Origin of the sequence: Chryseobacterium endalhagicum (assembly GCF_016745235.1) — a bacterium.
Taxonomy (GTDB): Bacteria; Bacteroidota; Bacteroidia; order Flavobacteriales; family Weeksellaceae; genus Chryseobacterium; species Chryseobacterium endalhagicum.
The window spans coordinates 90,124-112,758 of the sequence record NZ_JAELVM010000004.1 but is presented as its reverse complement, the minus strand read 5'-3'; the positions used below and the strand labels follow the sequence as shown (position 1 = coordinate 112,758).

Sequence of the window (22,635 nt, the reverse complement as noted above, 5' to 3'; positions counted from 1 at the left end):
TCATATGTAATTAAATCATGGCAAGAACTCTGACAATAAAAAAAATTAATGGAAATACTAAATTTCAACAAACGATTCCAGTAATTACAGGAGGAATAATTGGTGTAAGTAGAGTTTCAGGAATGAGAATTTTAAACGAAATTCAAAATTCTTTTTATAATTATGAAGACATCAAGAAAATTTTTAAATTAGAAGATAATGGTTTAAAGATGCATATCATAACGAGGGCTGATTTAGAGGCAGCAATCCGAGGTCAAAATGCTGATATTCGATCATTAGCGTATGCATATTATCTTGCGATAAATTCTAGTCATTCACATTATGTGGACATGACCTTCACGTATGAAACGTTAAATACCCGTACCATTACTACACTAGGATTACAGCCTAAGACTAAAGGCTTGCAGGCGGACAATGATTATGGTGGAGGTGTGAACACCATTTATCCAGGTGGTGGAACTTTAACAGTTGTAGTTATGGATTCAAAGGCTGATATTGGAGATTTTACATATGCCCCAAATGGAGTACAATATCCTAGACATTCTACACCAGCAGAATTATTGGCTCACGAATTATTAGGACATGGTTATGGAAGAGTAATTGGAAGTTCAACCTATGGTCACGAAGATGCCGTAAGAATGAGTAATTTATATTGGAGAGCGAGAGGCTATTATAATTTTTTTAGAAATGGTTCTTGGCATGGAACTCAAGTATTATTAAGCAGATCATCAGCCAATCTAATTCCTACACATTTTCAAAAGTAAATATTATGAAGAAAAATATAAGCATATTATTTTTAATCCCTTTTGCATTTTTTTGTTGCTCACAAAAGAAAGAGAATATTGCCATTGCGGATAAAATACCTCAAAATGTGCATGAAAAACATATTAAAAAGGAAATTATCAATGACACTCTTACTGTGAAAATTGATAAAGATATACTCTTGAAATGGAATGTTCGCGAAAATGAATTTGTAAAAGATACCAATTTTTACAAATACTCAAAAAACAATCAGGCATTAAAAAAAATAGCAGAAAGTATCCTGTCAGAAAATGATTTGCATGTGAAAATATGTACTAAGAAAACATCAAATTTAAAGACTGGAGATATTGCATTTCTATATTTATGGAAGAATCAAAAAATATATATATTTAAATGCTTGAAAATACAATTTGATGTTATTAATGAAAATTGTAAAATCCCTGAATATTTATTAGACTATATCGAAAAAAACCGTATGACAGTACATAATAAGGTTATTGAATGTAAAAATTAAATTTTAATGCCCCAACACATCACAAATACCACCCAGCTAACATGTGATAAAGGAACCATTCCAACTCCTATCACAGTAACCAGCCAATCCTTTATGAGTATTGAAGGGAAGCTGCAAGCCACAGAAGAAGACAAACAGCCTAATACGAATATTAAACCATTTGGTTTATGCAGTGTTTTGAGATCCTCTTGCACACCATCACCCGTTAAATGGGATAATACCTCTGATTTTGAAATTGAAGGTAAAAAAGAACTGCTGGACAGCTCTACCTGCCAGTGTTCGGTTGGCGGTAAAATTTCTGTAATACAGTCTGCACAGAATTTTGTGAAAGAATAATTTTTTAGAAATCAGGCTTCGTTTTCCTCGTCGCTTTCTTCATCTACTGACGAGGATCCTTCCCAATTCCGGTTATCGAAATTAAGATTGTCAAAAGCCAGTAATTCCTCTTCCCGCTGAAGGATTTCTTTTGTGGTAAATAATAAAATTTCATCATCATCCTTTGCTTTGGCCAGCCTTCTGATAGAGGCTTTGTCGATGGCCATAAACCTTTGTCCCATGCGTCTTGCCGCATATTTTCTCATCCCGGTTTCATGCAGGACATCCACCGCCATATCTACAGCAGTTCCTAAGGTTTCACGGTAAATATTTTCAATGCCGTTGTTCAGATAATTATAGGCGTCAATTCTGTTTTTTGCCCGTACAAAAATCCTTACTTTCGGATAATGTTCACGCACCAGATCTGCAATAAATTTATTGTCGTCCGGGTCATCGAGACATAAGACTAAAATTTCTGCATCATCAATTCCTGCAGCCCTTAAAATGGGAATTCTTGTCGCATCTCCGTAATATACTTTAAAGCCGTAACTTCTCAATAGTTTCACCCGGTCGGAATCCCTGTCCAGAACCGTTGCCGAAATTTTATTAGCCTTTAAAAGACGGCCTACCGTACTTCCGAAATGCCCGAAACCTACGATAATAATTTTCTTCTGGCTTACATCATTATCCAGAATATTAAAATCGTTGTCTTCATCAGGGATTTCTTTAATGAATTTTGATGTAATGAATTTATCGTTGATGATCAGAAGGATAGGCGTAATACACATCGTAATTGCCGTGACCGCCATCATCTGTGCATTAAGCTCAGGTCCCAGCAGGTAAAGATCCGATGCATAATTGATCAGGACAAAAGCAAATTCTCCCACCTGGGAAAGAGCGAAAGCATAAAATAAACTCTGAGGTGTATCAATCTTAAAAAACTTGCCGATAGCGTACAGCACAATAAATTTAACAGCCAGTACCGCAAAAACAGTTGAAAAAATAAATAGAGGATCCTTCTGAATAATATTAAAATTGATCGTTGAGCCTACACTTACAAAAAAAACGGCAAGAAGAAGTCCCTTAAACGGATTGATCTGCGCCTCCAGTTCATGCCGGAACTCACTGTTGGCAAGCATCACTCCCGCAAGGAAAGCTCCAAGCGCAGGTGAAAGTCCTATGCCGGCCATAAGCTCTGATACCCCAATCACAAGGAATAAAGACGAAGCCGTCAACAGTTCCGTCATTCCGGATTTTGAAACATACCGTAAAAAAGGAACAAATACATATCTTCCCAGAAGAATCAATATGGCAACCCCTAAAATCACTGTCCCGGCCTGCAGCCATTCCGGAAGCTTCTGAATCAGGATCTGAATTTCATTATCATGGTGGCTTGCTTTGTAATTAGCAATCAGAGGCAGGATAGCCAAAATAGGAATCACAGCGATATCCTGGAACAGCAGGGTAGAGAATGATGCTTCTCCCGCCATGGTTTTAAAGTTGTTTTTCTCCTGAAGCGTTTGCAGTACAATAGCGGTAGAAGAGAGGGCAAAACACATTGCAATGGCAATAGCTTTGTCTATGCGCCACCCGGCACTCAGAAACACCAGAAAAAGAAGAGAAATGGAAAGCAGCATCTGGGTAAGCCCCAGTCCCACAATTTTCTTCCGCATTTCCCAGAATTTCCGGGGTTCAAGTTCCAGTCCGACCAAAAAAAGCAGCATAATCACGCCAAACTCGCTGGCATGCATAATGTCATTCACATCTTTTCCGGTAAGCCGCAGAACATACGGGCCGATGATAATTCCGCCCAAAATATACCCGATCACAGAACTGAGTCCGAATTTCCTTGCCAGCGGAACCATAATAATGGCTACACCTAAGAAAAGTAATGTATTCATTGCTAAGCTGGACTCCATAGGTTATTGATTGAGTAGTTCTGTAAATTCTTTTTTATGCAAAATAATATCTTTTTTGCTCAGTTTATTCGCCTCATAAACAATCTTGATATGTTTAATATGGGCTTTGAAAACATTTAAAGAGACGATGAGACCACTCACCAGTTCTTCCACGGTGTATTGGTAAGTTCCGTTTTTGGTGAACGATCTTTCCTTGCCTCCCGTGGTGATCAGAATATAAACTTCTTTTCCTTCCAGAGGATTATGTTCGCCTTCCTTCAGCCAATCCCTGTCGAAAACTTCATCAATCCATAATCTTAATAAAGGAGGCATGCCGAACCAGATGAGCGGGAACTGAAAAACAAAACGGTCATAGTTTTTTAATCTTTTCCTTTCCCTGAATGCGGCAATGTGAAAATCCGGATATTCTTCATAGAGATCTCTGAGCGTATAATGCTGGTGGCGAACATAGAAATTGATAAGCTCTACATTGGAATTGGAGTGCTCTAAATAGGGATGTGCAAAAACTACCAGCGTCTTCTTCATAAACCTGTTTTCAGTAAATATAATGAAAAAATTTTGAATAAAAAACGGGTTTTGAGTGGTTTTGTTAATTTTTTAATATGTAAAGTTGAATTTAATATTGAAATAAGACAAAGAAACAGCTCTATTTTAGCATATTAAATAAAAAATCGGGCAATGAGCCCGATTATATTGAATTTTGTTATCTGTATTTACCATCCGCCGGATGCACCGCCGCCACCGAAGCTTCCTCCGCCGCCAAAGCCGCCGAATCCACCTCCGCCGCCACCGGAACTTCCGCCTCCAAAACCGCCTCCTCCGAAGCTGCCCGGGAAAGGAAAGAATCCACCGGGATAATTTCTGCGTCCTCTTCTGGTGATAATCACATCATCGTCATCATTATTGCCGCCACCGCGTCCTCCGCCTCTGTTTCCAAAGATAATAGCGAGTATAATAAAGATGACAAAGGCAATAATCAGGATCTTAAATGCACTTCCGTTTCCTGATGGTGCTGTAGTTTCCGCAGGTTTAAATTTCCCCTGGACAGCCTCCATGATCGCGGAAGTACCACGGTTGATCCCTTCATACCATAATCCCTGTCTGAAATTAGGTGTGACAATATAATCCAGGATCTGTCCTGCCACGGAAGCGGTAAGGTACTGTTCTACGGCCCGTCCCTGCTGGATAGACATGGTTCTGTCTTCGGTAGCAATCAGGAAAACAACACCGTTATCCACCCCTTTTTTTCCGATTCCCCACTTCTCACCGAACATAGTAGCCAGAAAATTCACATCGTCTCCTTTGGTAGAGGAAATAATAATGACTTCAATTTCCGTGGAAGTGGAATCTGCAAATTTGATCAGCTTATTGTTCAGTTCATCTTTTTCCTGCTGGCTGAGCAGGCCTGCTTCATCAAATACCGGATACAGAACCGCCGGTTTTTGCGGAACGGTATATTGTGCTGATACAAGAGTGTACAAGCAGAAGAGTAAGAATGAAAATATTATTTTAAGAGAACGTAATCTCATTAGACAGCTGGTTGGGATTTTTTCCCTCTACAGGAAAATATTTTTTTAATTCAAGACCGGTTTCCAGGATGCCGCTTTTTAAAGCTTTATAATAATTCCCCTTGGCAAATTCAGCGGTAATGTAGTCGTGCAGGTGATCCCAGTACGACTGGTGTACCTTATCGTGAATTCCTATATCACCAATAATGGTAAGGTATTTCTGTTCGAAATTCACATGAAAAAGCACGGCATTTCTATCGGCAGTCTTATTCATACAGAGTTCTTTGAAAACCTCAAATGCAGTCTGCGCATTTTCTGTTTCCGTATTCGAGTCAATGTGTATTCTGATCTCGCCCGTAGAATGTTCTTCCGCCGACTGTATCGCTTCCACCAGGGAAGTGATCTGCTGATTTGTCAGGAAACGGTTCATTATTTAAATACTTCAGGCGCTTTTTCTGCACCGGCTTCAGCCTTGAAGAAAGGTTTTTCTTTAAAGTTGGTGAAATTCGCCAGAATATTATTCGGGAATGTTTTGATCGTTGTATTGTAATCTTTGGCAGCATCATTATAATACACCGTTTCGGTTCTGATGCTGTTTTCAATTGCTGTAAATTCTCTCTGGAAGTTAATGTACTGCTGATCCGCTTTCAAATTAGGATAAGATTCCACTACAGCCATTAATCTGCTTAATGCTCCGGATAATTCGCCCTGTGCAGCCTGGAATTTAGCCAGATCAGCTTCCGTCATGTTCGTAGGGTCAATGTTAATGGAAGTAGCTTTGGAACGTGCTTCCACAACTTTTGTCAGGGTTTCCTGCTCAAATTTTGAATACGATTTCACTGTTCTTTCCAGATTTGGGATCAGGTTGGCTCTTTTCTGATATACAGTCTCTATATTAGACCATTTGGAATTCACATTCTGTTCTTTAGAAACAAAATTGTTGTATCCGTTTTTTCCCCAGAAGAATAGTACACCTACAATGATAAGAAGTGCAATACCGATAGTTCCTGCGCTTAGGCAGCCTTTATTTTTCATAGTTTATTTTTTTTAATTTTTTGTGCTAATCAAATATACAAATTATGTGCTAATTTTGTAAAAAATTATTAGAATGACAACAATAGTGGTGGCAATGGGAGAGAAAAACGAAATCGGTTTTGAAAATAAACTGCTGTGGCATCTTCCCAAAGATCTGAAACACTTTAAAGATATTACTTCCGGACATCCCGTGATTATGGGGAGAAAAACCTATGAAAGCATTGGAAAAGCTTTGCCGAACCGCACCAATATTGTTATTTCCAGAAAGAAAGACTGGTTTGAAGAAGGCATCCTGATTGTAGGTAGCATTAAGGAAGCTGTAAAATTTGCAAAAAAAATAGATGAAGAAGTCTTCATCATCGGGGGCGGAAATATCTACGAACAGACCATGGAGATCGTTGATAAACTGGAGGTGACTCTGGTAAAAGCAGACCTTGAAGCCGATACATTTTTTCCAAAAATCAATGAGAAAATCTGGAAAAAAACGAATGAGATCTGCCATGAAAAAGATGAAAAAAATCAATACGATTTTTGTTTTCAGACGTTTGAAAGGATCAAGAGCGAATAGTTGTGAAAATCTAGCTTCCAACCTCTAGCTTCTAACCTCTAAATTTTCTATCTTTGCACTTCTAAAATTGAATAATGAATAAGTACATAAAAATTGTAATTGCAGCAGTTCTTATCCTTTTAGGACTATACATGATGATTTTTACAAGAAATCTGGGCTGGGGGATCGTTATTTTCCTTCTGGCAGCACTGCCTATTTTACTTTTCTTCAAAAATGAATACATTCTTCTTGCCTTCTGGCAGCTGAGAAAACAGAATATGGAAAAAGCGGCACAATGGTTAACCAGTATCACCAATTACCAGGCGCAGCTTCACAAATCCCAATATGGATATTTCCATTATTTATTGGGACTGACACAAGCTCAGGAACATCCAGCCAAGGTGGAGCCTTTGATGAGAAAAGCTTTGGAATATGGCCTGAACATGAAACATGACCGTGCAATGGCTACCCTGAATCTTGCCGCAGCAGCTATTTCTAAAGGGAGAAAACAGGAAGGACAGAAACTTCTGGAGGAAGCTAAGAGATTAGACAGCGCAGGAATGATGACAGACCAGATCAAAATGATGAAGGACCAGCTGAAAATGCCATCCATGCAGAAGCACATGCACAACCCGAATATGAGACAGAGAGGAAAATTCTTCTAAGAAAAATATACGAAACGACAAAAGCACCTGAATTCGGGTGCTTTTTTTGTATTGAGATTTAAGGTAGAATCAAGATTTTAGATGTCAGATTTTAGACATGAATTATGATGTTTCGGGATGCGCGGTTTCGTGGTCAAAGCCGTCAACCAGTAACCTGTACCTCGCAACTGACAACCCGCAACAGAGCATTACATTTCCGAGTTCTGATCATATCCATAAAATTTAGGCATCTGCCAGTGGTATTTTACGGCAAGCGTTCTGATGGCAACAATCAGTAGAATAGTGAAAATCTGTATGAACGTATAGGAAAGCGGAATAAACTTGGTCATCAGGAGAAATGCAGATCCTCCGACGATACATGCTGTGGCATAGATTTCCTTTCTGAAGATCAGTGGAATCCGGTTGAGCAAAATATCCCGGATAATTCCTCCAAAACAGCCGGTGATGGTTCCCAGGGCAATACAGATCAGCGGATGAATGTCAGCATTCAGCCCTTTCTGAACACCAATTATGGTAAATAATCCCAATCCGAAGCTGTCAAAAATAAAAAGGGTTACTTTAAAATTCTTTTCAATGGACTTGAAAACCATGGCGAAAATACTTGTTCCCAGGATCAGGGCACAGGTTAAAAGGTCATGCATCCAGAAAACAGGAATATCCAGCAGGAGATCCCTTACTGTTCCTCCTCCCACAGAAGTCACGAACGCAATAATCAGTACCCCGAAAGGATCAAGGCGTTTCTGCATAGCCGCAAAACTTCCCGACATCGCGAAGGAAATGGTTCCGAGAACTTCTATGGCAAAATTGAACTGTTCGTGCATAGTTTTTATGAGTAATAGGTAATGGGCAATGAGTAATAAAAATTATGCCATTTAAATTTGGGATAATTTAAACTTATATTTGGTCATGACCTTTACAAGTTCTTCACATTCAGATTTTAATTCAATCATCTTTTCAGGACTGAGATATTCCAGTGCTTCAATGATCTCAAGCCAGAGTTGGGTTTCATCAATTTCTTCCACAACAATGCAGAGTTTAGCAAATTTTTCTTTTTCTGATCTTGCTCTTGAAACAGCTCTGTAATTGGCTGCCACTGAAGTAGAAGACCGGATAATTTGCTTTCTTATAACCGAAAGAGCATCTGAATAAGGTAATGATAAGAGGGATTGGATCACAAGAATAGAAAAGTTTTTAGTTCTTTCCCGAAATACCTGATTATAATCCATAGCCCCAAGATTACTCATTACCTATTACTCATTACTTATCTTTCTACCCTCACCGAGTCCGGAACCAGCAGTTCGTATTCTCCGCCGTGGTTGATGATCTCTCTTACAATGCTGCTGCTGATGAAAGATTTTCCGGATGAGGTTAACAGGAATACGGTTTCCAGTTTTTTGTGGGCCAGGGTTCTGTTGGTATGGGCAATGGCTTTTTCAAATTCGAAATCGGCCGGGTTTCTTAAGCCTCTGATAATGTACTGGGCATTTTTTTCGAAACAGTAATCTACGGTTAATCCTTCAAAATAATCCACTTCTACATTGGGAAATTCTGCGACGGAATTTTGAATGAATTCCATTCTTTTTTCCAGTGGAAACATATATTTTTTCTGGGAATTCTGCCCGATGGCGATAATCAGTTTGTCAAAAAGCGGAGCCGCTCTTTCAATAATATCATAATGTCCCAGGGTAATAGGATCAAAGGATCCGGGGAAAACAGCAATTTTCATGTTTTACGTGTTATGATGAGTTATGGGTTGTGAGGTTCGTGTTTGGGGTTGTGAGATTAGGGGATGTGAGATTCGCGTTTCGGGGTAATATCCACCGGGTTTTTCTTCGATCTCCTATCTTCAAACTTCCCTCTGTAACAACTAACTTCTAACCTCTAATTTCTAACTTCTATTATTATTTATTCAACGCTTTTTCTACTTCGTTTCCGCAAAGGTCTGTAATGGATATTCCATAAATTTTAGCCTGCTGCGGAAGAATGCTGGCTGGGGAGAATCCGGGGTTGGTATTCATTTCAAGCATGTAAGGAATGCCGTCCATCAGGATGAATTCACTTCTTGAAAAACCGCTCATACCAAGGGAGTTATATGCTCTTTTTGAAATTTCTTCCACTCTGATTCTGGTAGCATCATCAATTCTTGCGGGTGTAATTTCTTCTGAAGCACCTTCATATTTAGCCTCATAATCGAAGAATTCATTGGTAGGTACAATTTCTGTAATTCCCAGAACGATGGTTTCGCCTTTATAATCTATAACGCCAACGGAAACTTCCATCCCGTCCAGGAAACTTTCGATCAGGATTTCATCATCTTCTTTGAAAGCGATTTCCGTAGCAGCAAGTAATTCCGATTTTTCCTTCACTTTTGAAATTCCAAGGGAAGAACCGGACTGGTTGGGTTTAACGAAAACCGGAAGCCCAAGACTTTCTACAATTTCATCTGTATTGATGGCTTCTCCTTTTCTTAAATAAATACTTTTAGCAGAAGGAATCCCATATTTGGAAAGTACGGCCAGGGTGTCTTTTTTATTGAAGGTTAAAGCACTCTGGTAGAAATCACATCCTGTATATTTCTGTCCTATGGCATCCCAGTAGGCCTGAAGGATTCCGTTTTCACCGGGAGTTCCGTGGATAATGTTGAAACAGGCATCGAATTTCAGTTGTTCATTATTATCTAATGTGACTGAAAAATCCCCGCGGTTGATTTCATATTTTTTGTCGTTGTCTCCTAAAAAATACCATTCATCTTTAAGGATAACCACTTTATGTACATCATATAGATTTCTGTCCAGAGAATCGTAGATCAACTGACCGCTTTTTAAGGAAACCACATATTCATCTGAATAGCCTCCCATGACAACGGCAACACTTTTTTTGCTCATAACCATTATAGTATCAATTAAGGCAAATTTAATCATTTTATGTAATGCAATAAGGGAAATTCAGAAATTTTAAAATTGAAAATGAATTGTGTTAAATAAAAGGACATTTAAAATTATTAGCTATATTTGCCGTTATAATTAAAGTATTTTTAAGTATGCTTAAATCACTTTTCAATTGGAAAGTTTTACTGAATTTAGTAGTCGCCATCGGTGTTTTTGTGGGGTTGGTGTGGCTTACTTTCCGCTGGCTGGAATATCATACCAATCATGGTCAGGAGATTCCTGTGCCCAATGTTATTAATAAATCCGTTTACGATGCCGTAAAAATATTGGAAGATACAGGGCTGGAATATGAAGTGGACAGTGCAGAATACAATCCTAAATATAAGCCTTTCCAGGTTTTAAAGATGCATCCGATATCCAGTTCCCGTGTAAAGCCGGGATCGCTGGTAAGAATTGTTGTGAACCCTAGAACATGGGCTCCTATTACCGTTCCTGATGTGATCAACAGATATTCAGGACTGGCTTTCCAGAGACTGGACCAGGTGGGGCTGAAGATCAATGACACCATTTATGAACCGAGTATCCAGAAAGATGCTCTTCTGAGAATATTATATAAAGGGAATGCGGTGAACCCGGGATCACGCCTTCCTAGATTCTCCGTGATCGATGTGGTGGTAGGTTCAGGACCTATGAGGAATATCTCTATTCCTAGTGTGGTAGGACTTTCTGTAAAAGAAGCGAGAGCAGTTATTGCAAAAAGTATGTTCGAAGTAGGACTGGTAGAACACGAGGACGGCAGTAAAGACGAATCTGATATTATTTATTATCAGGATCCGGCTTCCGGAGACGTAAGAGACCAGGGAATGCAGATCGACCTTTGGGCGAGTAAGAGAACGCCTGCCGAGCTCAGAGCTAAGGTAGAACAGCTGAACTCTATTTACCGTATGAAAGTAGATACTTCACTGCCTCCGGTACATTATGACGAAGTTCCGGTTCATCAGGAGCCAAGCTTTGATCCGCCGCCAGCAGTACCTGTACCTAAAAAAGAAGTTCCGAAATCTGAACCGGTGAAAACGGAGCAGCCTAAAACCAGTGCCGCTACAGGAGCAAAACCTGCAGGAACCACTGCTGAAAAACCGAAATCCGCTGCAACAGGCAGCCAGGGTTCGGGAACGGGCAGTAAACCTGCTGCCGGAAATACGGCACAGCAGCCGGCTCAAAAGCCAAAGGCTAAAAAAGTAGTAGTAGAATAATAACGGTTTATTATATAAAATATAGGCTTCAACTGCAAAATGTTGGGGCCTTTTGTGTAAAAAAATAAAACAATGGCAGAAGATAACGAGGATTTTTTAGATGAAGAATTATTAGAGTCCGATAGTCTCGGGAATATCGATATTGATGATGAAAATAAAGGATTGTACGAACATCTTAATATCACCGTCGATAAAAACCAGGAGCCGTTAAGAATTGACAAGTTCTTACAGATATACAGACAGAATTCTTCAAGGAATAAAATTTCGCAGACGTGCAGAGCGGGAAATGTAGTGGTAAACGGAACTCCGGTAAAGCAGAATTACCGTGTAAAACCCGGCGACCAGATTTCGGTGCTTCTTGCGCATCCGCCGAGACAGAACGTGATCATTCCTCAGGATATTCCGGTGAATATTATTTATGAAGATGATGATCTTGTGGTTGTGGATAAAGAACCGGGAATGGTGGTGCATCCGGGACACGGAAACTGGGATAAAACGCTGGTGAATGCACTGGCTTTCCATTTTGAAAAGAACGGCGAAAAATCTGATCTGGACAGGGTAGGACTTGTTCACAGAATTGATAAAGACACTTCCGGACTGCTGGTGATCGCAAAAAATGAATATGCACTGAGCTTTTTAGCGAAACAGTTTTTTAACAGAACCACCAAAAGATTATATTGGGCTTTTGTCTGGGGAAATCCTCAGGAAGACGAGGGAAGCATCAGAGGACATATCGGAAGACATCCTAAAAACAGGATGCAGATGTCCGTTTATGAAGACGGAAGCCACGGAAAGCATGCCGTAACCCATTATAAAGTGCTGGAACGCTTCAAATATATGACCTGGGTGGAATGTAAACTTGAAACGGGAAGAACACACCAGATCCGTGCGCATTTCAAACATATCGGGCATACTTTATTTAATGACGAAAGATATGAAGGCCATACGCCGCTTAGAGGAGTGAATCTTCCTAAGTATAAGCAGTTTATAAAAAATGTTTTTGAAATTCTTCCAAGACATGCACTCCATGCTCATACTTTAGGGTTTATACACCCCACTACGAAAAAGGAATTGTATTTTGAGAGCCCAATGCCGAAAGATATGGCGGATGCTGTAAAAAAATGGAGAAATTATTTAGAAAACTAAAAATATATTGAGAATTTTTTTATATTTGTTGAATTGAAATCAAGATTTGTTATGAGAAAACTATATGCTATCGTATGTTTAGCTCTTTTGTCAAATGCATACAAAGCACAAGAATCACTACCATACTATCAGCAATATCTTTTGGATGGTGAATTCCTGTTCAACCCAGCTCAGTACGGAAAGACCGATTACGTGCAGCTTAATGCTAATTACCACAAGCAATTTGACAAGTTTAGCGATTCTCCAAATACGCAGTCTATAGGAATCAACGGGAACATCTTCGACAGAGTAGGAGCAGGGCTTTCTATTTTCAGAGATAGTAACGGGCCTATTTCTGCAGGAGGAATCACGGCAGGAGCGTCATACTTTATTCCACTAAGTAGTGAAGGAGAAAGAAAAGACCAATTCTCTTTTGGTACCAGTGTTTCATTTTATAATATGAACTTCGACTATACTTCAGTGAATGTTGAAGATGGTTACGATCCACTATTGATCGGTAAAGAAGGGAATATTTTTATGGCTTATGCCAACTTCGGTGCGGCAGCTACCTATAGAAATATTTTTGCAGGAGTATCGGTAAACGATATCGCACTAAGCAATGATAAGGCTATCGTAAACGGAATTGAGCCTTCACCAATTAAATTCTTCTTAAACTTAGGATATGACTGGCATTTTGCTGACAATATCTTTGTAACGCCATCCGCGTTAATTAACCTGAATACGAATTCAACAAGAATGATCGACTATAACTTAATGGCGACTTTCTTTAATGATATCAACTCATTCTCTGCCGGGGTAAGCTACAGAACGGTACAGAACAGATTCGACAGCCAGCAGCTACAGGTAGCACCGGTTGTTAAAGTAAGATTTAATAAATTCATGATCGGAGCTACATACAACATCGGAATGTCTGATATCCAGACGTATGGTGGAAACAGCTTCATGATCAGCTTAGGGTATAATTTCGATAACTTTATTAATCATAGAGGATATAGATATTAATCTGATATAATTTAAATAAATTTGAGCTCTGAAATTTTCAGGGCTTTTTTTATGATATATATTCACATTCCATTCTGCAAACAGAAATGCAGCTACTGCAATTTTCACTTTTCCACATCTTTGAATTTTAAAGATGAAATGATCAGTGCCATGAAGACCGAAATAAGGCTGCGAAAAGACGAACTGCAGAACAAAAATTTAAAGTCCCTGTATTTTGGAGGCGGAACCCCGTCTATTCTTTCTGCCGATGAAATCCGTTCTATAATTGATGAAGTGCTGAAGTATTTCAGTTTTGATCACGATATTGAGGTCACTTTAGAAGCTAATCCCGATGATCTGGATAAAAATTTTCTAAAACAGCTTGCTGATTCTCCGGTTAACAGGCTTTCTATCGGAACCCAGAGTTTTTTTGAAGAAGATCTGAAAATGATGAACCGTGCCCATAATGCTTCCGAAGCAGAAAGTTCCATTAAAAGAGCTCAGGATTTTGGATTTGAAAACTTAAGCATAGACCTGATTTACGGTTCGCCAACCTCGAATCTGGAGATCTGGAAAGAGAATTTAAACAAGACGATCGCTTTGGAAGTTCCTCATATTTCATCGTACGCATTGACTGTTGAGCCGAAAACAGCTTTGGAAAACTGGATCTCGAAAGGGAAAATAGCCAGTCCGAAAGAAGAAGAGCAGAATAAAGAATTTTATTACCTGTCGGATTTCCTGAAAGACAACGGATTTGAGCATTACGAAGTCTCCAATTTTGCTAAACCAGGCTTCTATTCAAGACATAATTCGGCCTATTGGAAATACAAAGAGTATCTGGGAATAGGTCCTTCTGCCCATTCTTACAATGGTTTTGATGTCAGAAGCTGGAATGTGGCCAACAATCAGCAGTATATTAAAAAACTTCACAGCGGAATTCTTGCCAAAGAAGAAGAAATCCTGTCTCAGCAAGACCAGTTCAATGAAATGATTATGATTGGCCTCAGGACAATCTGGGGAGTAGATCTCAATAGCCTGAACCAGAAATTCTCCGGCAAAATTCTGGAACATTTTCATCAGGAAATAAAATCCAAAATTGAAGAAGGAATTTTAGTAACTGAAGATAACCATTTGAAAATCCCGGAAAAGCATTGGTTTATGGCGGATGGAATTGCTTCAGATCTGTTTATTGTGTAAATCAATGATCATGCTTCGACTCCGCTCAGCATGACTTTGCTAATACCAGTTGTCATAATGTACGGAATCATTGTCACGTGTCATGCTGAGCGGAGTCGAAGCATGATAGAAATAAAGTGTAAAATCAGGACTCCAGAAATCTAAAAATCTTCGTATTTTTGTATAAAATTTCAGCTCACTTGAAAACTAAAAAGCAAGATTATTCACATCTTTCACAAAGCCAGCCTATCGGTATTTTCGACAGCGGGGTGGGAGGACTTACCGTAGCCAAAGAGATCAAAAGACTTCTTCCTCATGAAGACCTGATTTATTTTGGTGATACCAAGCACCTTCCTTACGGTGAAAAATCGAAGGATGCGATCATCGAATATTCTACCAAGATCACCAATTTCCTGCTTCAGCAGAACTGCAAAGCTATTGTGATTGCCTGCAATACGGCTACAGCAAATGCTTTGAATGAGGTGATGCAGTCTGTAAACGGGAAAGTTCCTGTCATTGATGTAATTAATCCCGTGGCTGAAAAAGTGGCGTATGAGATTCATAACAATGTAGGAGTTATTGCAACAAAAGCAACGGTCAATTCCGGGCTGTACAAAAAAAGCATCAGGAAGCAGAATAAATGGATTAAAGTGGATGAGCTTGCCACACCTTTATTGGTTCCCGCCATTGAAGAAGGATTCAAAAATCACCCGATCACCCATGCGATCATCTATAATTATTTAAGCAACAATAAGCTTAAAAATATTGAAACCCTGATCCTCGGATGTACCCATTATCCCCTGCTGATCGATGAAATCAAACAGTATTACGGAAACAGGGTCCGGGTAATTGATTCCCCGAATATTGTAGCCAACCATCTGAAGATCATCCTGGATAAGTATCATCTGCTGAATGAAAACAATCCAAAACCAAGCTATCATTTCTATCTTTCGGATCTTACGAAAAACTTTGAGAAGATCTCTAAGAAATTCTTCGGAAAGACGATAGATTTAGAACTGAAAGTATTATAATACAAAAAAGCTGTTTCACCCGAAACAGCTTTTATTTTTAGCAGAAATCATTCGTTTTTAGGGTTCTACGATTACCATTTCACTTTTAAGTCTTCTTTTCGGAGTATTTGTCGGATGGTTGTTGTCATTTTCAGCTCTTTCTCCGATAGCAACCGCGAAAAGAGTTTCATAGGAATCGTTTTTCAGGATTCCGTCATATTTTTCCGTTTCAATTCCTTCCATTGGAGTAGAATCGATTCCCATTGCGGCACACGCAGAAAGCAGAACACCCAGCGAAAGATAAACCTGATGTCCCATCCATGAACGGATCGCGGCTTCATCATTGGGTTTTACCATGGTTCTGTAGTAATTGACTGATCCTTCAGGAAGGTTTTCCTCAATTTGTTTTTCAAAATCTTCCGGGTTTTTCAGCACCTGAAATACGATAACATGGCTGCTGTCCAATACTTTTTCTTTGTTAAAGTAAGAAGCTTCCGCCAGCTGTTCCTTCAGTTCAGGCTTGCTCACGAAAATAAAATTCCATGGCTGGCTGTTGATCGAAGAGGGACTTAAATTAAGGATCTCTTTTAATTCTGCAATCTGTTCTGCACTGATTTTTCCTTGAGGGTTATACTTTTTTACCGTATACCTTCTTTTCATTTGTTCTAGAAAGTTCATATTTTTATACTATCATTTTTATAGTAGCAAAATTAATGTAAGTTTATTACCTTTGCAATAACGGTTAAAAATGATAGTATAAAATGTATACAATAGATAACAAAGAATATCCCTGCTGTACCAGCGTAACGATGAAATTTATAGGAGGGAAATGGAAGGCCGTCATTTTATTTCATCTGACGGATGGCCCGAAAAGATACAATGAGCTCAGGAAGCTGATTCCTACCATCACAGAAAGAACGTTAAGCCTGCAGCTGAAACAGCTTGAAGAAGATCATATTATCAACAGGAAAGTATACACGGAAAAACCGCCTCTGATGGTGGATTACACACTGACGGATTTCGGGAAAACACTTTTACCGGTGATAGAAGCGATAACACAGTGGGGTAGGTCGGCGCCGGATCTTTCCATAAAAAAAATAATCAGGAATTAAATTTCCTGATTATCTTCTTTATTCGGTTCGAAAAAACTGAAACTTACATTTCCGTATTTTCGGGTTTCTGTTAAATTCGGGTGTTCAAGCTTCATTCTGCTCTGATGTTCCACGATTAAAACGCCGTTGGATTTAACGAATTTATTGTTTAAAACCAAGGACAGAAGCTCGTAGTATTTCTTCTCTTCCATTTCAAAAGGAGCATCGGAAAATACAATTTCAAAGCTTTTCTTGTTTCTGAATTTTTTAAGCCAGTCAAAAACATCACCTCTCTGAACATTGATCTGCAGAGACATATCAAGTTCTGAAGCCGTAGAGTTGATAAAGCCTGTATGCTTTGGATTCAGTTCAACAGAAGTCACATCCCGGCATCCTCTGGAAGCAAATTCAAATGTGATAGAACCGATGCCTGCAAAAAGATCAAGCACAGAAACAGACTGCATATCGTATTTGTTTTCCAGGATACTGAACAGCGCTTCCTTCGCATAATCCGTGGTAGGCCTTACATCAAAATTCTTTGGAGCGGCTATTTTTTTGGCTTTCCATTTGCCTGAAATTATTCTGAACATATTGATTAGGATTTAGGTAATAGGTTTTAGGGAGTAGGGAAACGCACTAAGGCTAAGCCCTCATTCCTGATTCCTAGTCCCTTTTAATTAAGTATAAAATTTTTATTAGGAACATTGTCAAAAACAATTCTCATATTCTTGACGAATTTCTGAAGTTCCGAAATGAAAGTCTCGTTTTCTGTGGTTTCACCATATGCGTAAAAATTCGTTTCATTGATTCCAAAACCTATTTTACTCAGCGTAAACATCACGAAATAAAGAAAATCTACTTCAGAATTCACATCCAGATTATTGTATAGAATGACCTTCTTGTTATCGATGGCAAAAAATTCACATTGGTTATGATACAGATTGATGTGAATTTCCTTCGTATTCTTATTGTTGATTGAATTTAAGAACTTCTCACCTGAGAAATTAAAATGAACCGGAACTGCCAGTTCCTTTATTTTCTTATAAAAGTTTTTAGGAAACGTATAATAAAACTGCACCCCGAATTTTTTATTCACAGAAAGCATCAGTTCTTCCTTTTCCTTGTCCGCAGGAGCATTGAATGCAATCAGTTCAAAGCCTGCATCGTGCTCTGAAAAACCTTCCGGCATCAGGGTAAAATGGTTCAGTGCAGAAATCACGTGGATCTCTTCAAACCTCTGCTTCAGAAGAACTTCATCAAGTTTGTCCTCAATCAGGTTCTCCGGTGTTTCTTCGGTAACGAAATAAGACTTTTCCTCCAGAATGTTTTTATTCTTCACAATCTGATAGATTAATCCGTCTTTGGTAAAAAGTAAATTAAGTACGTTCATATTTCAATTGATGCAAATTTAGTGAAATTCTATCATAACGGCACCGGATTGATGGTGAAGTATTTCCTTATTATAAAAATCAAGATCTCTCTGGCTTTCCAAAACATCCATAACCATTCTCTGCAGCGTTCCGTCACCAATTCCGTGAACAATTTCCAGTCTCTTTAGATAGTGTTTTCTGCAAAAATCGAGAACCTCCGTTAATTTTGCTTTTTGAATGAAAAGTCTTTCAAAACTATCATAATCACTGGGATTTTTCACCAGATTCTCAAAGTGAAGATCCAGCACCATATGGTTTTTCTGATGCTTTTTTGAAATAACTTTTTGGGGTTCTGCCTTTTTTACCACCCGGATATTTTCATAAAGATCAGCATTTTTAGGAACCAGTTTTTCTTTAGGATACTGATACGTAAAACCGTATTCGTCCTTAAAAACAACAATATTACCATTCACAGAAGTGATCATTCCGCTTAAATCTTCATCTACTACAGAAACTTTGTCCCCGATTTTCATGTATTATGCTCTTCTTTATAATTTAAAATTAATTTTTCGGTCCCAGTTCAATGATTTCCAGATCCTTGATTTCTTCACCTTCCACTACGAAACGCATCATCGTTCTCGTTTTATGCCACCCCTGTTTTCCACAGGCTCCGGGATTCAGATGCAGAAGATTATTTTTTTTGTCAAACATGGCTTTCAAAATATGGGAATGCCCTGAAATAAAGAGCTTGGGAGCTTTTTCAGAAATCTCCTTATTCGTAAGCGGTGTGTATTTTCCCGGATATCCGCCGATATGAATCATCAGAACCTCAAGATCCTCACAGAAAAAACGGTTCACTTCCGGAAACTCAGCCCGGATTTTGGCGTTGTCTATATTTCCGTAAACCCCTTTTAAAGGCTTTATTTTTTCCAGTTCTTCAATTACTTCCATGCTTCCGAAGTCACCGCAATGCCAGATTTCATCGGCCTGACGGGCATATTCTAAAATGCGGTCATCTATATAAGAATGAGAATCGGAAAGAAGAAGGATTTTTGTCATTAAGATCTGAAATTTGTGCAAAGTTAGGAAGATTTTATGTTCTATTAGGAATCAGTTTATTTAAATAACCTGAGTTCGGGATAAGAAGTTAAGATTAAACGACTGGAAGCGGGAAGCTAGAGGCTGGAAGTTATTATTGGACAATAATATTAAATTACTGCCTTTAAATTTGTTGAAGCGGATTCAAAAAATTAATAAAACCGCGGTGCATTGCTGCCTTTGGACTTCAATAACTTCCCTCTTCCGGCTTCTAACTTCCTTACCCTCTTATAAAAACGAAAATGTCTTATCCCGAACTCAGGTTAAATAGACAAAGTTTTTGCGGGAGAATTCGTCATGACCTAATATTTACTAAATTTGAGAAAATTAAAAATAAATGAAGCAGAAATTTTCTCTTTTAGTTTTTCTTGTAGCAGTGGGACTTTTCAATGCCCAGGTTGAAGAAAAGAAATTGGATGAGCTGATCCAGAATACTTTGAAAACCTTTGATGTTCCCGGAATGTCAGTAGGGATCATAAAAGACGGAAAAGTATTGTATTCCAAAGGTTTCGGACAGCGTTCACTGGCCACCAAACAGCCGATGGATGATAACACGCTCGTAGGAATAGCATCCAATTCCAAAGGTTTTACCTGTACTGCCCTGGCCATTTTAGCCGATGAAGGAAAACTGAACTGGGACGATAAAGTTTCAAAATATATCCCTGAATTTCAGATGTATGATCCGTACGTTTCCCAAAATGTAACGATTAAAGATCTTGTGACTCACAGAGCTGGATTAGGCCTTGGACAGGGAGATCTTATGTTTTTTCCTGAAGGCGGGAATCTTACGGTTAATGATATTGTCCACAATGTGAGATATCTGAAGCCGGAAAATCCTTTCAGAATCAAACTGGATTATAACAATATCATGTTCATCGTGGCCGGAGAAGTGATCCACAGGGTTTCCGGATTGAGCTGGGCAGAATTTATTGAGCAGCGAATTATGAAGCCGGTGGGTATGACTTCCAGTTTTGGAAGCTACAACAGGGCAAAAGCAGTAGCCAACAAGATCGATGCGCACGCTCCTGTAGACGGAAAAGCGATCGCCGTTCCTCACGACTGGAATGAAACAGGGAATGCAGCAGGCGGAATTATGAGTAATATTAAGGATATGACGATCTGGGCGGACTGCCTTTTAAATAATTTCACAACGAAAGATGGGAAAAAGCTGGTTTCAGATAAAAATGTACAGCAATTGTGGAGTTTACAGATCCCTGACAGGGTAGCTGCGAAAAATCCTTATGATACCAGTTTTTATGGCTATGGTTTAGGATGGTTTCTGAGCGATGTTAAAGGACATAAGCAGATTCAGCATACCGGAGGATTGATTGGAACGGTTACTCAGTTTACACTGATCCCGGATCTGAAATTAGGAATTGTAGTTTTGACGAACCAGCAGTCGGGAGCGGCTTTCAATACCATCACGAATACTGTAAAAGATTCCTATCTGGGTGTGGAAGACAGAAACTGGCTGAAAACGTATGGGGAAAGAATGTCAAAAGTAAATGTTGATTTCGAGAACCAGAAAAAAGAAGCTTACAAAAAATCCGAAGCTTTTAAGAAAGAAAAAATCCTTCAGCCTAAAGCAGAGCAGTTTGTTGGAAAATACAATGACCAATGGTTTGGAGATGTTGAAATTTCTCAGCAGGGCAGCACATACAGAATCCTTTGCAAAAACTCTCCAAGACTGAAAGGTGAACTTCTCCCTTATTCCAATAATTCATTTATTATCAAATGGGACGACAGAAGCTACGATGCTGATGCCTACATTATTTTTAATTATGATGAAAACGGAAAAGCAGAATCCGCGAAATTAAAACCAATTTCAGACATTACTGATTTCAGCTTTGATTTTGAAGATCTGGATCTGAAGAGAAAGTAAATGGCTAAAGATGCTGAGAAAGCAGATTTATGAATAACAGACAAAAGATATGTTCTTTTAATAATTAATAAAGAATGTCACAATATTCAATAGGAACGAGCTTTAGCCCGTTCTTTTTTTTAACCAATTTCAAAAGGCTTCAGCCAAAACCTAAAAGAAGGATTCCAACACCTGCTGAAACCCTTCTTTTTTAATCAATATTTTTAATCTTAATCAGCCTTAGCCTTAGCCTCAACCTTAGCCTTAATCTTCTATTCCTTAATAAACTTCTTAATAACATCCCCGATCTGAATAATATAAGCTCCCTTTTCCAGACGGCTTACATTAATAGAATCCCGTTCCAATGTTCCGGAAAGTACAAGATTTCCAATCATTCCGAAGATTTTATAATCTTTTGAAGGGGCATTGCGAACATTCAATACATCTTTTGCCGGATTTGGATAAATAGCGGTAGTGTTCTTTTGGTTTTTATAATCTGAAACTGAAAGAGCTGCTAAATCCGCTTTTAATAAAGAACCTGCAAAAAAATCTGTAACGTACATTGTGTTACCACTTACTGTCAGTCCGGAAGGATATTCAAATCCGCTGGAAACAAGACCGCCCGATACAACGGGATTGGCTGCTGTATAATCAAGTTTGGAAACTTTAGCTGCTCCGGCTTCACAGATGAATAATTCTTTCCCATACGAAGTAAGCCCTGACGGATAGCTTAATCCCTGTGCTATGATCTCCGGTGCGTTCGAACTGTTCATATCAAATTTTGAAACCCTGCCCTCAAATCTTTCCGTAAAATAAATAACATTGTTGATGATTTCAAGTTCAAATGGAGACTCTGCAGAAGTTACATCAACCAGTTGAGGAGTAGTTTGAGTTACATCTATTTTAGCGATCTTATTATCTCCTTCAAGAGCCATATACAGATCATTTCCTACGAATTCAAGTCCTAGAGGGCTGCTTATCCCTGATAATACAATTTCCCGGTTTGGATTGGCTGAACTAAGATCAACTTTAGAAAGGCGGTTTCCTCCAAACTCTGAAATATACAGAACATTGTCTTTTAAGGCTAGTCCATACGGTCTGTTAACACCGGTTATTACATCAACCGGAGGAGATGTCGGGTCATCTATATTCACTTTGATCACCTTATCTTCATAGTAAAGGCCAATATACATCGTGTTGCCATCAATAACCATTGGATTGGGTGTGTTCAGATTCTCAATATATACATTCGCAGTGGCCTGTGCGTTTAATTGAGTTCCCGCTAAAAGAAGAACAAAGAGGAATAAATAAAGCTGTCTTTTCATTTTATTTTTATTTAGAATAATTAAATTTTAAACAAAAATACTTTATTAAAAATAAAATTTACGAGGTTGTGACAAAAGTCATGCAGCCAGGAAATGGAGTTTTCTATCATAAAATGCAGAAGTATAAATGAATCCGGATATTTATCACGGACCTAAAATCTTCAAATTCTG

At 38.7% G+C, this 22,635-nt stretch carries 27 protein-coding genes; 12 read left to right on the top strand and 15 right to left on the bottom strand.

All coding sequences use genetic code 11. From position 1 onward, the window contains the following. Window positions 1–17 precede the first annotated feature (17 nt). From JET18_RS21135 to JET18_RS21125, 3 genes are read left to right on the top strand one after another with little or no spacing between them, the layout of a single operon-like run. Window positions 18–764 carry a hypothetical protein gene (locus tag JET18_RS21135; protein ID WP_202094548.1) on the top strand — a complete coding sequence of 249 codons (747 nt, stop codon included), beginning with the start codon at window positions 18–20 and terminating at the stop codon, window positions 762–764. A 5-nt stretch (window positions 765–769) separates the two neighbouring features. Continuing rightward, window positions 770–1,276 carry a hypothetical protein gene (locus JET18_RS21130; protein WP_202094546.1) on the top strand — a complete coding sequence of 169 codons (507 nt, stop codon included), beginning with the start codon at window positions 770–772 and terminating at the stop codon, window positions 1,274–1,276. 6 nt (window positions 1,277–1,282) lie between these two features. Continuing rightward, window positions 1,283–1,612 carry a DUF4280 domain-containing protein gene (locus JET18_RS21125; protein ID WP_202094544.1) on the top strand — a complete coding sequence of 110 codons (330 nt, stop codon included), beginning with the start codon at window positions 1,283–1,285 and terminating at the stop codon, window positions 1,610–1,612. Window positions 1,613–1,623: 11 nt separating this feature from the next. Here the strand turns inward: JET18_RS21125 and JET18_RS21120 are convergent, their stop codons facing one another. The 5 genes from JET18_RS21120 to JET18_RS21100 all read right to left on the bottom strand — a co-directional run bounded on the left by JET18_RS21120 (window position 1,624) and on the right by JET18_RS21100 (window position 6,053). Next, window positions 1,624–3,510 carry a monovalent cation:proton antiporter-2 (CPA2) family protein gene (locus JET18_RS21120; protein WP_202094542.1) on the bottom strand — a complete coding sequence of 629 codons (1,887 nt, stop codon included), beginning with the start codon at window positions 3,508–3,510 and terminating at the stop codon, window positions 1,624–1,626. A 3-nt stretch (window positions 3,511–3,513) separates the two neighbouring features. Further along, window positions 3,514–4,035: an NAD(P)H-dependent oxidoreductase gene (locus JET18_RS21115; RefSeq protein ID WP_202094539.1), complete on the bottom strand. Its 522-nt coding sequence runs from the start codon at window positions 4,033–4,035 to the stop codon at window positions 3,514–3,516. A gap of 188 nt (window positions 4,036–4,223) precedes the next feature. Continuing rightward, entirely contained in the window at window positions 4,224–5,039 is an 816-nt protein-coding gene (locus tag JET18_RS21110) for a TPM domain-containing protein (protein WP_202094537.1), read from the bottom strand. Continuing rightward, on the bottom strand, window positions 5,020–5,448 hold the full coding sequence (locus tag JET18_RS21105) for a TPM domain-containing protein (RefSeq protein WP_202094535.1): 429 nt from the start codon (window positions 5,446–5,448) through the stop codon (window positions 5,020–5,022). Before JET18_RS21105 ends, JET18_RS21110 begins: the two co-directional genes overlap by 20 nt. Next, window positions 5,448–6,053, bottom strand: a complete 606-nt coding sequence (locus JET18_RS21100) for a LemA family protein (protein ID WP_202094533.1) — start codon at window positions 6,051–6,053, stop codon at window positions 5,448–5,450. The genes JET18_RS21105 and JET18_RS21100 overlap by 1 nt, the downstream gene beginning before the upstream one ends. A 73-nt stretch (window positions 6,054–6,126) precedes the next feature. On the opposite strand from JET18_RS21100, the gene JET18_RS21095 reads away from it, so the two are divergent. Continuing rightward, a complete protein-coding gene (locus JET18_RS21095; protein WP_202094531.1) occupies window positions 6,127–6,621 on the top strand; it encodes a dihydrofolate reductase in 495 nt (164 codons plus the stop codon). Window positions 6,622–6,695: 74 nt separating this feature from the next. Next, complete coding sequence (locus JET18_RS21090) at window positions 6,696–7,265, top strand: tetratricopeptide repeat protein (RefSeq protein WP_202094530.1); 570 nt, start codon at window positions 6,696–6,698, stop codon at window positions 7,263–7,265. 188 nt (window positions 7,266–7,453) lie between these two features. Here JET18_RS21090 and JET18_RS21085 read toward each other — a convergent pair whose 3' ends face one another. From JET18_RS21085 to JET18_RS21070, 4 genes are all read right to left on the bottom strand, one after another. Then, a complete protein-coding gene (locus JET18_RS21085; protein WP_202094528.1) occupies window positions 7,454–8,086 on the bottom strand; it encodes a trimeric intracellular cation channel family protein in 633 nt (210 codons plus the stop codon). Window positions 8,087–8,137: 51 nt separating this feature from the next. Beyond that, entirely contained in the window at window positions 8,138–8,491 is a 354-nt protein-coding gene (locus JET18_RS21080; protein ID WP_202094527.1) for a four helix bundle protein, read from the bottom strand. A 35-nt stretch (window positions 8,492–8,526) separates the two neighbouring features. After that, window positions 8,527–8,991, bottom strand: a complete 465-nt coding sequence (gene coaD, locus JET18_RS21075) for a pantetheine-phosphate adenylyltransferase (protein WP_027373487.1) — start codon at window positions 8,989–8,991, stop codon at window positions 8,527–8,529. 175 nt (window positions 8,992–9,166) lie between these two features. Next, entirely contained in the window at window positions 9,167–10,150 is a 984-nt protein-coding gene (locus JET18_RS21070; protein ID WP_202094525.1) for a D-alanine--D-alanine ligase, read from the bottom strand. A gap of 155 nt (window positions 10,151–10,305) precedes the next feature. Here JET18_RS21070 and JET18_RS21065 point away from each other — a divergent pair, with 155 nt between their 5' ends. The 5 genes from JET18_RS21065 to murI all read left to right on the top strand — a co-directional run bounded on the left by JET18_RS21065 (window position 10,306) and on the right by murI (window position 15,740). Beyond that, a complete protein-coding gene (locus JET18_RS21065; RefSeq protein WP_202094523.1) occupies window positions 10,306–11,406 on the top strand; it encodes a PASTA domain-containing protein in 1,101 nt (366 codons plus the stop codon). 72 nt (window positions 11,407–11,478) lie between these two features. Then, window positions 11,479–12,552, top strand: a complete 1,074-nt coding sequence (locus tag JET18_RS21060) for an RluA family pseudouridine synthase (protein ID WP_202094521.1) — start codon at window positions 11,479–11,481, stop codon at window positions 12,550–12,552. 51 nt (window positions 12,553–12,603) lie between these two features. Beyond that, window positions 12,604–13,554 (top strand): PorP/SprF family type IX secretion system membrane protein, encoded by a 951-nt coding sequence (locus tag JET18_RS21055; RefSeq protein WP_202094519.1) that lies wholly within the window; start codon window positions 12,604–12,606, stop codon window positions 13,552–13,554. Between the two features lie 51 nt (window positions 13,555–13,605). After that, a complete protein-coding gene (gene hemW, locus JET18_RS21050) occupies window positions 13,606–14,730 on the top strand; it encodes a radical SAM family heme chaperone HemW (RefSeq protein ID WP_202094517.1) in 1,125 nt (374 codons plus the stop codon). A gap of 179 nt (window positions 14,731–14,909) precedes the next feature. After that, entirely contained in the window at window positions 14,910–15,740 is an 831-nt protein-coding gene (gene murI, locus JET18_RS21045; RefSeq protein ID WP_202094506.1) for a glutamate racemase, read from the top strand. Between the two features lie 57 nt (window positions 15,741–15,797). Here murI and JET18_RS21040 read toward each other — a convergent pair whose 3' ends face one another. Further along, entirely contained in the window at window positions 15,798–16,397 is a 600-nt protein-coding gene (locus JET18_RS21040) for a nitroreductase family protein (protein WP_202094504.1), read from the bottom strand. A gap of 83 nt (window positions 16,398–16,480) precedes the next feature. On the opposite strand from JET18_RS21040, the gene JET18_RS21035 reads away from it, so the two are divergent. Next, entirely contained in the window at window positions 16,481–16,831 is a 351-nt protein-coding gene (locus JET18_RS21035) for a winged helix-turn-helix transcriptional regulator (RefSeq protein ID WP_202094502.1), read from the top strand. On the opposite strand, the gene JET18_RS21030 is transcribed toward JET18_RS21035, so the two are convergent. From JET18_RS21030 to JET18_RS21015, 4 genes are all read right to left on the bottom strand, one after another. Further along, a complete protein-coding gene (locus tag JET18_RS21030) occupies window positions 16,828–17,400 on the bottom strand; it encodes an RsmD family RNA methyltransferase (protein WP_202094500.1) in 573 nt (190 codons plus the stop codon). The genes JET18_RS21035 and JET18_RS21030 overlap by 4 nt on opposite strands. Window positions 17,401–17,483: 83 nt before the next feature. Next, window positions 17,484–18,200, bottom strand: a complete 717-nt coding sequence (locus tag JET18_RS21025) for a DUF3822 family protein (protein WP_202094499.1) — start codon at window positions 18,198–18,200, stop codon at window positions 17,484–17,486. Between the two features lie 18 nt (window positions 18,201–18,218). Further along, the gene (locus JET18_RS21020) at window positions 18,219–18,713 is read right to left on the bottom strand and encodes a Smr/MutS family protein (RefSeq protein ID WP_202094498.1); all 495 of its coding nucleotides are present in this window, start codon (window positions 18,711–18,713) and stop codon (window positions 18,219–18,221) included. Between the two features lie 28 nt (window positions 18,714–18,741). Continuing rightward, on the bottom strand, window positions 18,742–19,239 hold the full coding sequence (locus JET18_RS21015) for a metallophosphoesterase family protein (RefSeq protein ID WP_202094497.1): 498 nt from the start codon (window positions 19,237–19,239) through the stop codon (window positions 18,742–18,744). A gap of 376 nt (window positions 19,240–19,615) precedes the next feature. Between JET18_RS21015 and JET18_RS21010 the strand changes: the two genes are divergently transcribed. Next, on the top strand, window positions 19,616–21,160 hold the full coding sequence (locus JET18_RS21010) for a serine hydrolase (RefSeq protein ID WP_202094496.1): 1,545 nt from the start codon (window positions 19,616–19,618) through the stop codon (window positions 21,158–21,160). Between the two features lie 251 nt (window positions 21,161–21,411). On the opposite strand, the gene JET18_RS21005 is transcribed toward JET18_RS21010, so the two are convergent. After that, on the bottom strand, window positions 21,412–22,464 hold the full coding sequence (locus JET18_RS21005; protein ID WP_202094495.1) for a T9SS type A sorting domain-containing protein: 1,053 nt from the start codon (window positions 22,462–22,464) through the stop codon (window positions 21,412–21,414). Between the last annotated feature and the right edge of the window lie 171 nt (window positions 22,465–22,635).

What these genes read in the sequence shown, in the direction of transcription:
- JET18_RS21030 (WP_202094500.1), bottom strand. Translation starts at nt 17,400, where the DNA reads ATGTTCAGAATAATTTCAGGCAAATGGAAAGCCAAAAAAATAGCCGCT.
- JET18_RS21085 (WP_202094528.1), bottom strand. Translation starts at nt 8,086, where the DNA reads ATGCACGAACAGTTCAATTTTGCCATAGAAGTTCTCGGAACCATTTCC.
- JET18_RS21120 (WP_202094542.1), bottom strand. Translation starts at nt 3,510, where the DNA reads ATGGAGTCCAGCTTAGCAATGAATACATTACTTTTCTTAGGTGTAGCC.
- JET18_RS21025 (WP_202094499.1), bottom strand. Translation starts at nt 18,200, where the DNA reads ATGAACGTACTTAATTTACTTTTTACCAAAGACGGATTAATCTATCAG.
- JET18_RS21125 (WP_202094544.1), top strand. Translation starts at nt 1,283, where the DNA reads ATGCCCCAACACATCACAAATACCACCCAGCTAACATGTGATAAAGGA.
- JET18_RS21095 (WP_202094531.1), top strand. Translation starts at nt 6,127, where the DNA reads ATGACAACAATAGTGGTGGCAATGGGAGAGAAAAACGAAATCGGTTTT.
- JET18_RS21070 (WP_202094525.1), bottom strand. Translation starts at nt 10,150, where the DNA reads ATGAGCAAAAAAAGTGTTGCCGTTGTCATGGGAGGCTATTCAGATGAA.
- JET18_RS21090 (WP_202094530.1), top strand. Translation starts at nt 6,696, where the DNA reads ATGAATAAGTACATAAAAATTGTAATTGCAGCAGTTCTTATCCTTTTA.
- JET18_RS21080 (WP_202094527.1), bottom strand. Translation starts at nt 8,491, where the DNA reads ATGGATTATAATCAGGTATTTCGGGAAAGAACTAAAAACTTTTCTATT.
- JET18_RS21105 (WP_202094535.1), bottom strand. Translation starts at nt 5,448, where the DNA reads ATGAACCGTTTCCTGACAAATCAGCAGATCACTTCCCTGGTGGAAGCG.
- JET18_RS21060 (WP_202094521.1), top strand. Translation starts at nt 11,479, where the DNA reads ATGGCAGAAGATAACGAGGATTTTTTAGATGAAGAATTATTAGAGTCC.
- JET18_RS21065 (WP_202094523.1), top strand. Translation starts at nt 10,306, where the DNA reads ATGCTTAAATCACTTTTCAATTGGAAAGTTTTACTGAATTTAGTAGTC.
- JET18_RS21055 (WP_202094519.1), top strand. Translation starts at nt 12,604, where the DNA reads ATGAGAAAACTATATGCTATCGTATGTTTAGCTCTTTTGTCAAATGCA.
- JET18_RS21115 (WP_202094539.1), bottom strand. Translation starts at nt 4,035, where the DNA reads ATGAAGAAGACGCTGGTAGTTTTTGCACATCCCTATTTAGAGCACTCC.
- JET18_RS21040 (WP_202094504.1), bottom strand. Translation starts at nt 16,397, where the DNA reads ATGAACTTTCTAGAACAAATGAAAAGAAGGTATACGGTAAAAAAGTAT.
- JET18_RS21135 (WP_202094548.1), top strand. Translation starts at nt 18, where the DNA reads ATGGCAAGAACTCTGACAATAAAAAAAATTAATGGAAATACTAAATTT.
- hemW (WP_202094517.1), top strand. Translation starts at nt 13,606, where the DNA reads ATGATATATATTCACATTCCATTCTGCAAACAGAAATGCAGCTACTGC.
- JET18_RS21110 (WP_202094537.1), bottom strand. Translation starts at nt 5,039, where the DNA reads ATGAGATTACGTTCTCTTAAAATAATATTTTCATTCTTACTCTTCTGC.
- JET18_RS21130 (WP_202094546.1), top strand. Translation starts at nt 770, where the DNA reads ATGAAGAAAAATATAAGCATATTATTTTTAATCCCTTTTGCATTTTTT.
- JET18_RS21035 (WP_202094502.1), top strand. Translation starts at nt 16,481, where the DNA reads ATGTATACAATAGATAACAAAGAATATCCCTGCTGTACCAGCGTAACG.
- JET18_RS21010 (WP_202094496.1), top strand. Translation starts at nt 19,616, where the DNA reads ATGAAGCAGAAATTTTCTCTTTTAGTTTTTCTTGTAGCAGTGGGACTT.
- JET18_RS21020 (WP_202094498.1), bottom strand. Translation starts at nt 18,713, where the DNA reads ATGAAAATCGGGGACAAAGTTTCTGTAGTAGATGAAGATTTAAGCGGA.
- coaD (WP_027373487.1), bottom strand. Translation starts at nt 8,991, where the DNA reads ATGAAAATTGCTGTTTTCCCCGGATCCTTTGATCCTATTACCCTGGGA.
- JET18_RS21015 (WP_202094497.1), bottom strand. Translation starts at nt 19,239, where the DNA reads ATGACAAAAATCCTTCTTCTTTCCGATTCTCATTCTTATATAGATGAC.
- JET18_RS21005 (WP_202094495.1), bottom strand. Translation starts at nt 22,464, where the DNA reads ATGAAAAGACAGCTTTATTTATTCCTCTTTGTTCTTCTTTTAGCGGGA.
- JET18_RS21100 (WP_202094533.1), bottom strand. Translation starts at nt 6,053, where the DNA reads ATGAAAAATAAAGGCTGCCTAAGCGCAGGAACTATCGGTATTGCACTT.